The organism is Kitasatospora griseola, assembly GCF_014648555.1.
Classification (GTDB): Bacteria; Actinomycetota; Actinomycetes; order Streptomycetales; family Streptomycetaceae; genus Kitasatospora; species Kitasatospora griseola.
Window position 1 is genome coordinate 111,000 of sequence record NZ_BMRI01000007.1, and the last position, 15,635, is coordinate 126,634.

At 74.1% G+C, this 15,635-nt stretch carries 10 protein-coding genes; 3 read left to right on the forward strand and 7 right to left on the reverse strand.

The features are described from left to right. The 7 genes from IEZ12_RS38215 to IEZ12_RS11505 all read right to left on the reverse strand — a co-directional run. Window positions 1-2,155 (reverse strand): DUF5682 family protein (locus IEZ12_RS38215; RefSeq protein ID WP_373295461.1); only part of this gene is annotated, 2,155 nt, incomplete at its 3' end. A 5-nt stretch (window positions 2,156-2,160) separates the two neighbouring features. Next, complete coding sequence (locus tag IEZ12_RS11480) at window positions 2,161-3,288, reverse strand: ATP-binding protein (RefSeq protein WP_373295462.1); 1,128 nt, start codon at window positions 3,286-3,288, stop codon at window positions 2,161-2,163. A 26-nt stretch (window positions 3,289-3,314) separates the two neighbouring features. Continuing rightward, window positions 3,315-8,360, reverse strand: coding sequence for a hypothetical protein (locus IEZ12_RS11485; RefSeq protein WP_189271943.1), 5,046 nt, complete (start codon window positions 8,358-8,360; stop codon window positions 3,315-3,317). Beyond that, window positions 8,357-9,211, reverse strand: a complete 855-nt coding sequence (locus tag IEZ12_RS11490; protein WP_189271944.1) for a DUF4132 domain-containing protein — start codon at window positions 9,209-9,211, stop codon at window positions 8,357-8,359. The genes IEZ12_RS11485 and IEZ12_RS11490 overlap by 4 nt, the downstream gene beginning before the upstream one ends. Before the next feature lie 143 nt (window positions 9,212-9,354). Beyond that, entirely contained in the window at window positions 9,355-9,993 is a 639-nt protein-coding gene (locus IEZ12_RS11495; RefSeq protein ID WP_189271945.1) for a DUF4232 domain-containing protein, read from the reverse strand. 606 nt (window positions 9,994-10,599) lie between these two features. Beyond that, a complete protein-coding gene (locus IEZ12_RS11500) occupies window positions 10,600-11,253 on the reverse strand; it encodes a response regulator (RefSeq protein ID WP_189271946.1) in 654 nt (217 codons plus the stop codon). Next, complete coding sequence (locus IEZ12_RS11505; RefSeq protein ID WP_189271947.1) at window positions 11,250-12,467, reverse strand: sensor histidine kinase; 1,218 nt, start codon at window positions 12,465-12,467, stop codon at window positions 11,250-11,252. Before IEZ12_RS11505 ends, IEZ12_RS11500 begins: the two co-directional genes overlap by 4 nt. Window positions 12,468-12,601: 134 nt before the next feature. Here IEZ12_RS11505 and IEZ12_RS11510 point away from each other — a divergent pair, with 134 nt between their 5' ends. Genes IEZ12_RS11510 through IEZ12_RS11520 form a run of 3 tightly spaced genes read left to right on the forward strand, consistent with a single transcriptional unit; the run spans window position 12,602 to window position 15,583 of the window. Further along, window positions 12,602-13,513, forward strand: coding sequence for an ABC transporter ATP-binding protein (locus IEZ12_RS11510; RefSeq protein WP_189271948.1), 912 nt, complete (start codon window positions 12,602-12,604; stop codon window positions 13,511-13,513). Further along, window positions 13,510-14,346 carry an ABC transporter permease gene (locus tag IEZ12_RS11515; protein WP_189271949.1) on the forward strand — a complete coding sequence of 279 codons (837 nt, stop codon included), beginning with the start codon at window positions 13,510-13,512 and terminating at the stop codon, window positions 14,344-14,346. The genes IEZ12_RS11510 and IEZ12_RS11515 overlap by 4 nt, the downstream gene beginning before the upstream one ends. Before the next feature lie 34 nt (window positions 14,347-14,380). After that, window positions 14,381-15,583 (forward strand): alpha/beta hydrolase family protein, encoded by a 1,203-nt coding sequence (locus IEZ12_RS11520; RefSeq protein WP_189271950.1) that lies wholly within the window; start codon window positions 14,381-14,383, stop codon window positions 15,581-15,583. Window positions 15,584-15,635 lie beyond the last annotated feature (52 nt).

Genomic DNA, 15,635 nt, shown 5'->3' on the forward strand with positions numbered 1-15,635 from the left:
CCCGGGTCGCGCCGGCCGCACCGCGGATCAGCGGTGAGCCGTCGTCGGCCAGCCGGCGCAGCGCGTGACCGAGCCTGATGCCGCCGTCGGCGTCGGCCCGACGGGCGAACTCCACCAGTGCGCGGGCGTCCGCGGCATCGTCGGAGCCCGCCAGGCCGTCGAGGCCCCGGACGGCGGCGACGGTGAGCAGTTCGGCGGCCGCGGCGGCCGGACCGAGCAGCGGCGCGGCCGCCTCGGGCCCGGCCAGGTGGCCGGCGGCGAGCCGGTCCAACAGAGCAAGGCCGTCGAGGAGTTCGGGGAGGGACGCCACCGCCGGCACCTCGTCGGCGAGTTGGTCCAGCCGGGCAGCGCTCAGGCCCGGCAGGGCGCACCCGGCGGCGGCGGCGAGACCGTCGATGATCTGCCGGGCGGTCGAACCGCCCGCCCCCCGTTCCCGACGCAGCCGTTCCCGCAGCGTCCCGTCCGCGGCCTGAGCGGGCGTCACCCCACGCATCCCCGCGACGGTCAGCATCGCGGCAACGGCCGGCGTCCACTGCACCCGCCAACGCGAGCCGACGGCGTCGGTGCCGCCCGCACCCGTCACAGCGACCGGTTCGCCGTACGGCACGCCGCACACCTCCAGGCGACGCAGCAGCAGCTCACGACGTGCGTCCAGACCCGAACGGTGCGGGTCCAGCCGGAGATCGCGCGGCGACGGCTCAGCCGCGTGGGGCAGAGCGAGCTCCGCGAGCAGGGCCTCCACGGCGGGACCGAGACCGGTCCGGGGCGCGGCCGGAGTCGGCCGACCGGTACGCGTCCCGATCAGCACCTCCTCCAGCGCCCGCGCCACCGCCCGCCCCCGCCCGAGCGGCTCCCCCTGCGCCAACACCGTCTGCACCGCCTCGATCAACTCCCCCCGCCCCGCCGCCGGCAGCCCCCGCAACCGCCCCAGATCCCCGGCCACCCGCACCACCTCCCGCCCATCAGCAGGCCCGGCCGGATGCCCCTGCCCACGCAACGCCTCACAGATCCGCACAGCAGTCCGAGTCAACTCCGCAGCCAGCCGCCCCGGATCCCCACCGGCGGCCAACACGGTGTGCTGCCACTCCGGGTCACGGATCCCGGCGGGGTAGCCGGAACGGGCGTCGAGCAGCGGGTAGGTGTAGGGAACGAGGGAGATGACGTACGAATCAGGGCCGACGGGAGAAGCGATTGCCGTTGCCGGGACGGGTGTTGACGGCAAGTCGGTCGACGAGGGCGCGGTGCCCGGGTGCACGGCGGCAACCGACGCAGGCGCAGCCGCGGAAGGTTCGACTTTCGCCGACGCCGGGGCGGCGACCGTCGCCGACGGGGCGCCCGCCGTCCGGTCGCCGGTGAGCAGGGCCGGTGCGTGGAAGGCGCCGATGACTGCGGTGACCCGGCGGCCGTTCACCGATTCCGCATGGATGCGGGCGCGCATCCACGACTCGCGGTGGAGGTCGAGCGGGTCGACGGTGTGGGTGTCCTGGCGGAGGGCCCAGCCGACCAGGAGGGCGGCGCGGCGGACTTCTTCCGGGGTGCAGCCGGGGGCGGGGGCTTCGACCAGGCGGTCCCACAGGTCCTCGTCGGGGCGGCCGGTGAGGCGGCGCCGGAGGGCGTCGGCGAGGCCCTGCGGGGCGGAGCCGGTGTCGCGGGTCTCGGTGGCGCGGTGGGCCAGTGGCAGGTCGCAGGCCACGACCGGCACGCCGTGGCGGGCCGCCCAGCGCAGGGCGGTCAGTTCCGGTGAGAAGTCCGCGAACGGGTAGAACGCCGGGCCGGAGCCCTCCTCGGCGGTGGCGGCGGCAAGCGCCACCGGTGCCTCGGTGCGCTCGTCCGCGAGGAGGCCGAGCCACGGCTGGAACTCCTCGGGCAGCTCGACGAGCAGCACGTCCGGCCGCGCCGCGTCGAGCAGGGCGGGCAGCACGGCCGCGATCGACGGGGCATGGTGGCGAACGCCGATCAGGTACGGCCCGGGGCCGTCCACGCCCGAACCGGCGAGCCGGGCCAGGGCCTCGGCCGGGGAAGCCCCCGACTCGGCACCGGCGGACCGACGGTCACCGTCGGCCGCACCCGTCGATTCGAGGCGATCCACGCCGGAGCGGACGAGCTCCGCCCGGGCGTGAGCCGGGGTCGCCCCGGTCTCGGTGTCGGTGGTCACGGTGGTCAGTCCCCCAGGGCCGGGCGGAGGTCCCAGAGGGTGCGCCAGGTGGTCGAGCCCTGTTCGGCGCGGCGGCGGACCGGGCCGTCCCAGTAGCCGAGGAGACGGGCGGTGTCGGCGGGGTCGTCCTTGCGGACGACGCCGACGAGTTGGCCGGGGAGGCGGGTGAGGGTGTCGCCGCCGTCGAGGTAGGCGGCGGTGACGCCGAGGGCGGTGGCGACGGAGACGGCTTCGGCGGTGCTCATGACGGTGGAGGGGCGTTCGACGTCCCAGCCTTCGACGGAGCGGCCGGTGCGCAGGTCGCGGAAGGCGGTGACCAGGGCTTCCAGCACGGCGTCGTCGACCGCGTAGGGTGCGCCCGCGCGGGCGACGGCGGCGGTGGACTGGCGTCGGACGAGGTCGATCTCCGCGTCGAGGTCGCCGATCGGGCCGACGGTCTCGAAGTTGAAGCGGCGCTTCAGCGCGGCGGACATCTCGGAGACGCCCTTGTCCCGCAGGTTGGCGGTGGCGATCAGGGTGAAGCCGGGTGCGGCGTGGAGTTGGGCGTCGGGGCTGCCGGCGAGTTCGGGGACGGCGATCCGGCGCTCGGAGAGCAGCGAGACCAGGGCGTCCTGGACCTCGGGGAGGCAGCGGGTGACTTCCTCGACGCGGGCGACGGCGCCGGCGGTCATCGCGGTGAGGACGGGCGAGGGCACCAGGGCTTCCCGGCTGGGGCCCTTGGCGAGCAGGAGGGCGTAGTTCCAGCCGTACTTGAGCTGGTCCTCGGTGGTGCCGGCGGTGCCCTGCACGGTGAGTGCGCTGGTGCCGCAGACGGCGGCGGCGAGGAGTTCGGAGAGCATCGACTTGGCGGTGCCGGGCTCGCCGACCAGCAGCAGGCCGCGTTCGCCGGCCAGCGTGACGACGCAGCGTTCGACCAGGGCGCGGTCGCCGACGAACTTCGGTTCGACGGCCAGGCCCTTGCGGCCGTGCTTGAGCTTCTCGCCGCCGCTGCCGAGGACGAAGGTGACCACGGCGCGCGGGGTGAGCCGCCAGCCGGGCGGGCGCGGGCCGGTGTCGTACGCGGCGAGGAACTCCAGTTCGGCGGCGTACTTGTCCTCGGGCAGGACGATCTGCCGGTCAGGGGCGGTGCTCATGGTGTGGTCCTCGGTCGTCTGCGTGGTCATCGGCGGCCTCGCCGACGGGTGTTGGTGGTGAGCTGTTCGTAGCCGGGGCGGTCGCCATCGGCGATCCGCTGCCAGGCGCGGGCGAACAGTTCGGGTGCCGGGAGGTGCGGCAGGATCGCCGTGTCGGACGGGATGGCGTACAGGCCGGCCTTCCAGACCTCGACGGGCAGGCCGGGCGACTTGGCCTCCTGCCAGCCGCCGGGCAGGAACAGGCTGCGACCGGCCCGGGACCGCTTGGCCTCCAACACCATTTCGCTGCCTGCCAGTTCGGCCCGGGCCCGCTTGAGCCGGGCGGGCTTCCAGCCGGTCCAACGGGCGGTGTTGCGGTCGGTCGGGTCGGGGAGGGCGAGCAGTTGCAGGTAGAGGGCGGCGGCGTCCTCGCCGAGCCCGAGGGCCCCGGCGGCCTCGGCGACCAGGGCGGGGGCGCTGCGCTGCGGGTCCTGCGGCCAGCCGGCCGGTTCGTCGGCGGCGGAGCCGTGCGCGGTGAGCCGGGTCAGGTCGTCGCCGAGCAGCGCCCGCAGGGCGGTCAGCCCGTGCTGAGCGTACGGGGAGGCGACCAGGCCGGTGAGCAGGTCGAACAGCGGGTCGTCGGGGCCGCCGAGCACGGCCGGCCGCAGGTACGCGGTCTTGCCGTAGCGGCCGGGGGCCAGCACGATCGCCTCGCCGCAGGCCACCGACTCCGCGCTGCCCGCGCCGTTCTGTTCCGGCAGGCCGAAGTGGCTGCGCAGCACCGCCGGGAGCGACTGGTCGCGGACGGTCGAGTACCGGTCGAGCTCGATCAGCAGGCCCGGGTCGGCGAAGCGCGTGCGGAGCGCGGTCAGCGCCTCGGGCAGTGCCGGGCGCAGCTCGGACCCGTAGGGCAGGCGGTGGGCCAGCCAGCGGAGCGCGTCGACCGCCCCGGCGAGCTTGCGGGTGTCGGCGAGTGCGGCCGGGTCGTCGGCGAGCAGTTCGACGCCCTTGTCGGTCTGGCGTACGCGCTGGGTGGTGGTGCGGGCGAGCCAGCCGGTGGTCGCCGGGTTGAGGACCTGCTCGATCGCGGAGATGGTCGTCCCGTTGACGGCGGTCTGGTCGTCCTCGGGGAGGGTGCGCAGGCGTCCGCGGCGTTCGATCCAGCGGGCCGCGGCGGCGTCCGACGCCAGGCCGGTGTGCCAGAGCTGCGCCGGGTCGGCGGGGAGCAGCGCGGCCAGGACGGCGTCCCGGTCGGTGCGGTCGACAGCGCGCAGCCACTCCGCGGCGACCTTGGCCTGGGCGGCCTTCAGCTCGTACTGGGCGAGTTGCTCGGCGGTGGGGAAGTCGCTCGACCAGGAGAACACCCCGGGCGGCGTGGCGAGCAGCAAGGTGGCGCGGGCCCGGCCGATTCCGGTGGTCGCGTCGAACTCGGCCGCCTGCTCGGGCTGCCGGGCGATCGGGCCGTGCTGGGCGAGTTGGGCGGTGAAGCGGGCGGTCCAGTCGGCCGTCAGGTCGTCGTGCACCCGCCGCTCTTCGGCGATGGTGAAGTCGGCGACGGGCCCGAACCGGCCGGACGGGTCGTGGTCGATCGCGTCCCAGTGCAGGCGGGGGCCGTAGCTGCGGCAGGCCAGCACCACGACGGTGCGGTCGCCGTTGCGCAGCACCTGGCCGACCCGGGCGGTGCTGGCCTCGGACGGCTTCTGCGAGCCGTCGTGGTTCTCGGTGAGCGTGACCTGACGGAGCGTCGGGCCGCGGTCGCCGAGCCAGCCCTGGGTCAGTTCGGTGAGCATCAAAGCCAGCGCGGACCGGGCCGTTTCCCCGGTGGCAGGGGCGGCGGCGGCCAGCGCGATCGGGGCGGTGCGGCCGAGCAGGTGGAGCCAGCCGTGGTAGTCGCCACTGGAGTGGCTGCCGCCCGGCAGTTCGAGCCTGGCGGGGTCGACCGTCCAGCCGGCGGGCCGGTCCTGCGGCGGGGCGGCGAGCAGGCCGGTGACGGCGCGCAGGTGGGTGAGCACGTGCCGCTGCTCGCGCCCGCGGTTCCAGCTCCGACCGAAGCCGTCCAGGTGGCCGAAAACGTCCTGGAGTGCTTCGTGCAGCACGCCGTCCCGGCTGTGCTCGGGCCAGGGGATGACGACGGGTGCGGCCGGGGCGGCCGGGGCGACCGGGGTTTCGGTCCTGGGCCGCGGGAGCGGCGCGAACCGGGCGGCGCGGGTCGCGGTGTCGGTGGCGACCCGGGCGAGTCCGGCGACGCCGGCGACCAGCAGCGGGTCGGTGAGGCCCGGCAGCGTCGCGGCGGCGGCCGCGACCGGGACGGCCTGGACTGCCCGGCTGCCCGCGACCTGCCGGATGGTGCCCTGGATCGTCAGCAGCTCGGGGCGGCGCGGCGGTTCGGCGTCCTCGGCGTCCACCGGCCAGGCGGCGTCGAGGAGTTCGGCGGCCTGCCGGTCCGTCACCTCGCGCAGCAGCTTCGAGCCGGCCTCGTCGCGGGGGCGCAGCGCGTGCCAGTGGTCGAGCGGCGGGACCAGGGCCGTTCCGGCGGCGTACAGCTGGCCGGGGTGGGAGGTGGTGAGGTCGGCGGCGTGGCCGGGGGCGCCGTCGGCGGGGCCGAGCAGGATGCTGCGCTGGTCGGCGGCGATCGTCAGGGCGGCGCCACCGGGCAGGTCGAGTCGGCCGACCGGCCAGTGCCCGGACGTCGGCAGGGTGACCAGGCGGCCGTCGACGCCGTGGAAGGTCGCCCGGTCGGTGCCGGTGCGCAGCCAGCCGCCGAGCAGGGTGCCGTCGGTGCCGAGCGGGGTGTGCTCCAGGCCGGGCTGGAGCGGGAGCAGCCGGGACTGCAGCGGCTGGAGGGTGCCGGTCGCGTCGCCGTCGGTGGTGAACAGCGGCGGTACGGACGCCCGGCCGTGGTTGCCAGTCAGGGGGTCGTACTCGACCAGGGCGCCGCGGCGGTACGCCCAGTAGCCGACGCCGTCGCCGAGGACGGGGCGTTCGGCGGGCAGCGCGGTGTCGCCGGCGTGCAGGACCCGGCCGCCGGTGGCGCGGCCGCCGCCGGGCAGCGGCAGTGACGTCCAGCTGATGTTGTGGGGGCCGTAGTAGCCGACGTCCACGGGTTCGCCGGTCGGCGTGAACACCTGGTCGGGTCGGCCGGACCAGTAGGCGCGGATGCCGCTGTCCTCCCGCCAGGCGACCAGCAGTTCGCCGTCGACGTAGCGCAGGCGGGGGCTGTTCCAGCGGGGCAGGTCGGCGGGGCAGCGCAGGTCGTGTTCCAGCAGGATGCCGTCCGGGCCGACCACGACGGCCTTGTTCTTGCGGGCCAGGATCAGGGCCGGCCAGGCGTCCTCGATCTGCAGGTGGCCGCGGTTGATCCGGCCGGGGACGCGACCGGTCGCCTTGTCCTCGTAGCCGAGGCGGCGCAGTCCCGCCTCCAGGGCGGGCCAGCCGAGTTCGTCGAGGATTCCGGCCCGGAGCGTGCGTCCGAGCAGGGAGGCGACGTCGAGCCCGGCGATCCGGGCGGCGGCGGCCGGGTTGGCCTTGATGACGGCGGAGCGCACGGGGTCGAGCGAGGACAGCAGGCTCAGCGCGCCGGCCAGGCCGGTCGCGGACAGCAGTTCGTCGGCCTGCGCGTCGGCCCATTCGACGAACAGGGCCTGCAGCACCGGGTACCGGGTGCTGAGCGGGCCCGGCCGGTCGGCGTCGCGCCTCCCCCAGACGGCCGGAACGGCGCTCTGCAGTGCGGTGCGGAAGCGCGGGTCGGCAGCCACGGCCGCCAGGTCGCGGCGGCCGGGTCCGCCCTCCTCCAGCCAGGCGCCGAGGCTGACGGACATGGTGTCCGGCGGGTCGGCGACCGGGACGTGTTCGGCGAGCAGCAGGTCGAGCAGGTTGAGCGCCGTCGGATGGTTCGGGACGAGCTCGACGGGGACGCCCTCGGTGCGCAGCCGCTCGGCCATCCGGGCGGCGAGTTCGACGGTGGCCGCGCAGGCGGGGCGGGAGCGCCAGCCCCGGTCGAGGTGGTCGGTCCAGCGCCGGAGCCAGCGGGCGGCGGGCTCCGTGCCGGTGGCCCGCGGGTCCGTCAGGAGCTGTTCGGCACCGGACTCCTGGAGCAGCGCCAGCCAGTCGGCGTCGGTGGCGGCGTCGTCCTTCGCGCCGGTCGGGGTCGGCAGGATCTCCAGCAGTCGGGCCCGGACGGCGTCGTCCCGGCGGGCCAGGTCGATCAGCGCGCCGCGCCAGGACTTCCACACCGCGGCGGGGGTCCGGCCGACGGCGGGCGAGGACAGCAGTTCGCCGATCAGCAACTGCTCCTGCTCCCGCTGGTCGAGCTCGGCGGCCCGGATCAGCTGCCGGGCGTCCTCGGCGATGCCCGCGTACGGGGCCATGCCCGCCGCGGAGCGCTCCGCGCACAGCTGGCGGAAGCGCTGCCAGGCGGTGCGGGCGTCGAGCCGCCCGGCGAGGTCCTTCACGTACTGGCGCAGCGCCTTGACGGTCAGTGCGCCGCCGAGCGCGAACTCCAGGAAGACGGCGCGCAGCCGTTCCTCGTCGATGGCCAGGCCGTGGGTGCGCTCGGCCTCCCGGGCCTTGCCGAAGTACGTCGCGGCGTACGTCTGGTTGCCCTGCTCCAGGAAGAGCCGGCCGACCTGTTCGCAGTAGGTGGGCAGGAAGTGCGGGACGGCGCGGCCGAGGCGGACGGCCAGTTCGTCGAAGCCGTCCTTGGCGTTGCCGGGCTTGGACTTGATCTGCCGGGCGAGGCGTTCCATCTCCTTGACCACGGCCAGCGCGTGGTGCCCGTTGGCCGGGTCGTGGACCAGCGCCCAGGCGGGGAAGCCGAGCGCCTCCTGCCGGACCTGGCCGACCTCGACGGGTTCGGCGGCGGGCGCCAGGCCCAGGAACTCCACGGCGAGGTCCTCGGCCGGGCCGAGGGCGGCGGGCACCAGGCGGACGACGGTGCGGCCGTCCAACCCGGGGTGTCGGTAGCTGCGGGCGGTCAGCGTGTCGACGGTGCTGTCGCGGTCGTCGGCGGCGCCGACCCGGCCGACCGTCAGGACGGCGCCCGCGTCGAGCAGGTCTTCGTGGTACTGCGCGTCGGTGCGGGTGCTGTCCGTCATGCCGACTCCTCCCCTTCGATGGTGCGGCCGGCGTACAGAGAGGCGGCCATCCGCATGCCTTCGGACCAGGCCACCAGCCCCACTTCGGCGAGCGGCACCGGCCGGCCGTCGGCGCCGGTCCAGTGCAGCGAGCCGGTCTCGCACTCGTCGTACTCGTAGTAGTCGCCCACCCACAGGCGGGCCTCCGTCGGGCGGCCGTCGTCGACCAGCGGCACCACCGCGTACCCGCCGCGCACGCGGTGGCCGAGCCGCGCGCAGCGGCCGACCAGTTCGCGCAGCTCCTTGTAGCGGCCGCCGGCGTAGGTGTCGACCTGAGTGGCCGTCGGGTCCAGGTCGGCGGGCCGCTGCCAGACCTCGCGGTGCAGCTGCTGGAGCTGCTGGGCGACGTCCAGCTCGACGGCGAACTCCCGCAGCTCGTCCAGGTCTTCGAGCAGCACGGGGTGCGGTATCCGGATCTCGACATCGGTCAGGCGGACGGTGTCGCCGTCCAGGTCGACCACGCCGATGCCGCGCTCCGGGTCGGCGTCCCGCAGGAACCCCGCGACGGAGCCGTCGGCGCCCGTCACCACCAGGTCGCGCAGCACCGACCGCCAGGTCTCGTCGGCCCACACTGCGCCGATCACCGCCGCGGGCACCGGGAGCGAGCGGACCATCCACCGCTCCACCGTCGCCACGCACTGCCGCTCGTGCGCGTCCAGCCACTCCGCGAGCCGACGCAACTGCACGACGGCCGGGTCGTCCTTGAGCTTCGCCGGCACCGTCTTCAACCGCCGGCCGGCCGCGTTCCGACACGCGACCTTCCCGTCCGGTTCCAGGGCGACCTCATAGTCGCCCGCTGTCAGCCATGCCACGTCAGAGCCCTCCCGGCCGCCGTTCCTGAGCTGGGAAGAAACGTAACCGGCAGCACCGACAGCTGATCGTCCGCCCCCGCCCGGAGACGGCAACAGGCCCCGACCTCCTGCCGCACGCGGGGAGATCGGGGCCCGGCATCACGTCAGCGCTTGGCGCTCACCGGGCGGACGTATGTACCGGGATGGGTGGCACCACTCTGGTCCTGCGGGTTGGCGCCGCTCCACTGGACGATCAGCTGCGAGGTGTCGTCCGGCGGGGTCAGCACGATCTTCTGCACCTTGAACTCGACCCCGCCGCCGCCTGCGAACGGCAGGTAGTCGATGACGACGTACGCCTTGCCCCCGGGCTGCAGAGTGACCTGCTCGGCCTGCGCGCCCTGAAAGCGCGGCAGGTTCCACGTCCCCCTGTCACCCACCAGATCCACCCCCGGATACCCCTTCATTGTGCAGACCGCCCCCGACTTGTTGGTCAGCTCGATCTCCTCCGCACCCGGCGCATCCGGCGACTGCGCACCGCTCCCGCCCGCGACCGCGGCCTTCAGATCGGCAGCCGCGCACTTGCGACCCCCCGGGGCCGCACCCGCCTGATTAGTCGTCGCCTTGCCACTCGCCGGCGCGCTTGCCTGGCCGGCGGCCGGAGAGTTCGCCGGAACGGCCTGCGGACTGCTCGAAGCGGACGCCTTGGCCCCGCCTCCATCGGCGGCATCCGAGCCGCAAGCGGTCACACCAAGGCCCAGCACGGCCACCAGGCCGACAGCAACGGACAGTTGACGGTTACGCATGATGGTTCTCGCTCATGGTTCTGCGGCCCCGCGAACGGGACCGGTGCGGTTCGTCGTACGGCCGAACACCCGGCCGGACCGCATCCTCACCAAACCCGATCAACATCCGATGAACGCCCCCAGGGGCCCGGCCCGACACGCAGCCCACGCCGAAAGCATCACCCCTAGCCGAAACGCAGCGCTTCAACGCGGGCCGACCAAGACCAACTCGCCAGCAGTGACGACCAGATGAACCCGACCCCTCGGGCAGGACATCACCCCCGCCGAAGCGCAGCGCTTGACCCCCAGCGCAGGCCCACCAACCCCAACTCGCAAGGCGCAACGACCAACTGAACCCGACCCCTCGGGCAAGAAGTCACCCCCGCCGAAGCACAGCGCTTGACCCCCAGCGCAGGCCCACCAACCCCAACTCGCAAGGCGCAACGACCAACTGAACCCGACCCCCTCGCACCAGACCCGGCAAACCTCACCCCCGCCGAAGCGCAGCGCTTAACCCCCAGCGCAGGCCCACCAACCCCAACTCGCAAGCCACAACAACCAGCTGAACCCAGCCCCTCGCACCAAGCCCAGCAAAACCCCACCGCCCGGCCGAAGCGCAGCGCTTGCTCAGCGCAAGCCCACCAACCCCGACTCGTACGCCGTAATGACCAGTTGCACCCGGTCCCTCGCGTCGAGCTTCGTGAGCAGCCGGGAGATGTACGTCTTGGCGGTGGCGGTGGTGAGGTGGAGTTCGGCGGCGATCTCGGTGTTGGAGCGGCCCAGGCCGACCAGGGTGAGGATTTCGCGTTCGCGGGTGGTGAGGGCGTCGAGGGTGACCGGGGTCGCCGCGGCCGGGGCCGGCCGGCGGGCGAAGTGGGCGATCAGGCGGCGGGTGACGGTGGGGGCGATCAGGGCGTTGCCGGCCGCGACGACGCGGATCGCGGCGAGGATGTCGTCGAGTTCCATGTCCTTGACGAGGAATCCGGATGCGCCGGCCTGGAGTGCGCCGTAGACGTGTTCGTCCTGGTCGAAGGTGGTGAGGACGAGTACCTGCGGGGCGTCGGGGGCGGCGGTGATGAGCCGGGTGGCTTCGATGCCGTCCATGCCGGGCATGCGGATGTCCATCACGACGATGTCGGGCCGCAGTTCGGCGGCGAGTCGGACGGCGTCGGTGCCGGTGCCGGCCTCGCCGACGACGGTGAGGTCGGGGGCGTCGGTGATGATCATGTCGAGGGAGGCGCGGACCAGCGGCTGGTCGTCGACGAGCAGGACGCGGATCATCGGGCGGGCTCCAAGGGTGCGGGGAGAGCAGGAAGGGCGGGAAGGGCGAGGGTGGGGAGTCTCGCGGCCACCCGGTAGCCGCCGCCCGGTTGCGGGCCGGCGGTGAACTCGCCGTGCAGCAGCGCGGTCCGTTCGCGCATGCCGACCAGGCCGTAGCCGCGCCCGGACGAACTTCCGCCCCCAGGGCCGGAGTTGACCACGCTGACGGCGAGTTCGTCCGGGTGGAAGTCGATCGAGACCCGGCAGGCGCGGGCCTTGGCGTGCCGCACCACGTTGGTCACCGCCTCCTGGACGATCCGATACGCGGACAGTTCGATCTCGGGCGGCAACGGGCGGCGCGGGCCGGACCATTCCAGGTCGACCCGGACGCCGGCGGCGGTGGTGGTCGCGGCCAACCGGGCCAGGTCGTCCAACCCGGGTGCGGGGGAGGACTGTTCGGCGGCGTCGTCGGGTTCGGCGTCGCGCAGGGCACCGAGCAGGCGGCGCAGTCCGGCCAGGGTTTCGCGGCCGGCGGTCTCGACCTCGCCGAGTGCGGCGCGGGCCCGTTCCGGCTGGGTGTCGAAGACCCGGCGGGCGGCGCCGGCCTGCATCGCCACGATGCCGATGTTGTGCGCGACCATGTCGTGCAACTCGCGGGCGATGCGCAGGCGTTCGGAGGTGATGGCCTGTTCGGTGGCCTGCGCGCGCAGCGTCTCGGTGTGGGTGTGGCTCTGGTGGACGGCGTGCCCGATCAGCCAGGCGATGGCGGTGGCGAGCGCGCCGGTGAGAGTGGTGCTGCCGTGGTCGTCCATGCGGAGCAGCACACGCAGGCCGGAGTAGCCGAGCAGGGTGCCGAGCGCGAGCGCACCGGCGATGACCGAGGTGCGGGTGGGCTGGGTGGCCGCGAGGTAGCAGATCGCCACGTCGACGACGAGGTACTGGAGCAGCGGGATGTCGGCGACGGCCATCGCCATCACCGACGCGATGGTGCCGAACAGCAGCAGGCAGAGCGCGGTCAGCGGGCGGCGCTTGCGGCGGCCGGCGGCGAGCACGGCCAGCACGGCGAGCACTTCGTCGACCTGGTTGCCGAAGCTCAGGGTCAGGACGGAGATGCCGTCCCGGGTGTGCATCTGCTCGAAGACGGTGTACGCGGTGACGGCGAACCAGAGCAGCACCATCCAGGTGCCGGGCGCCACGCGGGAGAGGACCTTGGGCGGCACCCGGGTGAGATTCATGCCCCGAGCGTAGCGATCATGCTCGGGGCGGCACAGTCGTCCTGGGATGACATCCCGGAGTTGATCGTCCGTCACCCGGATTGTCCGCCGTCGCCGAATGTGCGCGGGTGGCGGCGCCCGGCAGCGTTGTCCCCGTGATCGAAGTCAACCGTCTCACCAAGCGCTACGGCCGCGTCACTGCCGTCAACGACCTGTCCTTCACGGTCCGTTCGGGCCATGTCACCGGTTTTCTCGGCCCGAACGGTGCGGGCAAGAGCACCACCCTGCGGATGATCCTCGGGCTGCACGCCCCGACCTCCGGTTCGGCGACCGTGGCCGGCCGCGACTGTCGCGGTCTGCGGCGGGCGCTGCGGCAGGTGGGGGCGCTGCTCGACGCCGGGGACGTGCACGGCGGCCGGACGGCCCGGGACCAGTTGCGTTTCCTGGCCCGCAGCAATGCGATCCCGGCCGGCCGGGTGGACGAAGTGCTGGGCGAGGTAGGCCTGTTGACGGCCGCGGACCGGCGGATCGGCGGGTTCTCGCTGGGCATGCGGCAGCGGCTGGGCATCGCGGGGGCGCTGCTGGGCGACCCGCCGGTGCTGATCTTCGACGAGCCGTTGAACGGCCTCGACCCGGAGGGCGTGCTGTTCGTCCGGAACCTGTTCCGGAGACTGGCCGCCGAGGGCCGGACGGTGTTCGTCAGCAGCCACCTGATGACGGAGATGGAGCACACCGCGGACCGGCTGATCGTGGTCGGACGCGGCGAGTTGCTCGCGGACGAGACGGTGGCGGAGTTCGCGGCCCGCGGCTCGCAGCAGACCGTCCAGGTCCGCACGACCGACCCGACGGAGCTGGTGACCGCGCTGACCGCCGGGGGCGCGCGGGTCGCGCAGGCGCCGGACGGCCTGTTGACGGTGACCGGCCTGGACGCGACGGCGATCGCCCGGACCGCCCTCGACCACCGCCTGCTGATCCACGAACTGGTGCCCCGCACGGGCTCGTTGGAGCAGGCCTTCATGGAACTGACCGGCAGCAGCGTCGAGTACGCGGCAGGAGCACGAGCATGAGCACCCTTCACCTCACCGTCGAACCCGCCACGCCGCCGGCCCGGTTCACCGACCTGCTGGCCGCGGAGTGGATCAAGCTGCGCTCGCTGCGGTCGATCCGCTGGTTCCTGCTGGTCGCCACGCTGACCGTCGTCGGCCTGAACGCCAACGGCGCGCGCGTCTCGCGTGCCGAGTTCGGCTCCTGGACGGCCCAACAGCAGTCCTACTACGCCGAGTTCGGCGCGCTGCACGACGCGTTCACCCGGCCGTGCGCATCGCTGGTGCTGCTGATGACGGCTGCGCTGGGCGCGATCGCGATCCTGAGCGAGCAGACCACCGGCCTGCTGCGGACCAGTTTCGCCGCGGTGCCGGCCCGCCGGGAGCTGCTGGCGGCCAAGTTGGCGGTGGTGACCGCGGTGGCCACCGGGTTCGGCCTGCTGGTGGCGTCCGTCTCGTTCTGGCTGGACGAGGCGATGCTGGCCGGCACGTACGGCGGCGTGTCGATCGCCGATCCGGGCGCGCTGCGGCTGCTGGTCGCCTCCGCGCTGCTCGCGCCGGTGGGCGCGCTGGTCGGTCTGGCGCTGGGCGCGGTGATCCGGCACAGCGTCACGACGATGGTCGCGCTGTTCGCGCTGCTCTTCATGGTCCCGATGTTCGTCCACGACAACACGCACTTCGGCGCGGTGGTCGCGCACGCACAGCCGTTCAACGCCTGGGCCCGGCTGGGACTGGTCGGGGAGATCACCGGCCAGCCCTACCCGTCCTCGATCGGCGGGGCATGGGCGGTCTACCTGGTGTGGGCGGCGGTCGCCGCGCTGCTGGTGATGATCGCCGTGCCGAGCCGCGACCAGTGAACCTCCCCTGTCCTTCCATACTTCAGGAGATCCGATGACCGAGCTGACCCGCCGCCGTCTGCTGGGCACCGCCCTGGCCCTCGGCGCCGCCGCACCGTTCGCCGCCGCACCGTTCGCCGCCGCGCTGCCCGCCCGGGCCGACGCCGGCGTGCCGGAGCGGCTCACCCTGCCCGCCCCGACCGGCCCGTTCCCGGTCGGCACGGTGGCCCTGCACCTGGTCGACACCTCCCGCCCGAACCCCATGGCGGGCATGAACCCGCACCGCGAGCTGATGGCGAGCGTCTGGTACCCGGCCCGGGCCGCCGAGGAGCTGCCGCTCGCCCCGTGGCTGCCCGACGCCACGATGCGGGCGTTCCTGGCGGCCACCGGCTTCCCGCTCGACCCGGCGCTGGTCCCGCTCACCGCCGGCCGCGTCGGCGCGCCCGTGCACCGCACCGGCCGCGGCCTGCCCGTCGTGGTGTACTCGCACGGCTCGGGCAGCCACCGCGCCGACCACACCGTGATGGTGCAGGAGCTGGCCAGCCACGGCTACGTGGTGGTGACGGTGGACCATCTCGGCAACTGCTTCAGCGAGCTGCCGGACGGCCGGGTGCTCACCCCGGCGGACGCCCGGGGCCCGATGTACGCCCTGGACTACTCGGTGGACCTGCGCTTCGTCCTGGACTGCGTCGAGCAGCTCGCCGCGGGCCGCAACCCGGACGCCGAGGGCCGTCCGCTCCCGGACGGGCTGGGCGCGGCCCTCGACACCTCGCGGATCGGCATGTTCGGCTGGTCGAAGGGCGGCACGGCCACCGCCTGCACCATGCTGGCCGACCGCCGGGTGCGGGCCGGCCTGGCGCTGGACGGGCCGATGCAGCCCGGCTCCGGGCACCCCAGCGTCACCGCCGACCTGGACCGGCCGTTCATGATGATGACCGCCGACTTCCCGCGCGCGACGGACCCGTACGTCGCCGAGTTCTGGTCCCACCTGCGCGGCTGGCGCCTGGAGGTCCGCGCGGCGGGCGCCGTCCACCCGTCGTACGGCGACAACGTCACGCTGATCCCGCAGGCGGGCCGCCTGCTCGGCCTCACCGAGGAGCAGATCACCCGCATGGTCGGCACCATCGACCCGGCCCGCGCGCTGCTGATCCAGCAGGCCTACCCGCTCGCCTTCTTCGACCTCCACCTGCGCCACCGCCGGGGCGCCCTGCTCGACGGCCCCTCGCCGCGCTTCCCCGAGGTGGCGTACCTGCCCTGACCTCCAGGATGAGCGGACCCGCCCGGAACTACTGCGGACGCAGTACACGACT

Excerpts from the sequence above, each read along its gene's own strand:
- IEZ12_RS11480 (WP_373295462.1), bottom strand. The coding sequence starts at position 3,288 with ATGAGCACCGCCCCTGACCGGCAGATCGTCCTGCCCGAGGACAAGTAC.
- IEZ12_RS11485 (WP_189271943.1), bottom strand. The coding sequence starts at position 8,360 with ATGACGGACAGCACCCGCACCGACGCGCAGTACCACGAAGACCTGCTC.
- IEZ12_RS11495 (WP_189271945.1), bottom strand. The coding sequence starts at position 9,993 with ATGCGTAACCGTCAACTGTCCGTTGCTGTCGGCCTGGTGGCCGTGCTG.
- IEZ12_RS11500 (WP_189271946.1), bottom strand. The coding sequence starts at position 11,253 with ATGATCCGCGTCCTGCTCGTCGACGACCAGCCGCTGGTCCGCGCCTCC.
- IEZ12_RS11505 (WP_189271947.1), bottom strand. The coding sequence starts at position 12,467 with ATGAATCTCACCCGGGTGCCGCCCAAGGTCCTCTCCCGCGTGGCGCCC.
- IEZ12_RS11515 (WP_189271949.1), top strand. The coding sequence starts at position 13,510 with ATGAGCACCCTTCACCTCACCGTCGAACCCGCCACGCCGCCGGCCCGG.
- IEZ12_RS11520 (WP_189271950.1), top strand. The coding sequence starts at position 14,381 with ATGACCGAGCTGACCCGCCGCCGTCTGCTGGGCACCGCCCTGGCCCTC.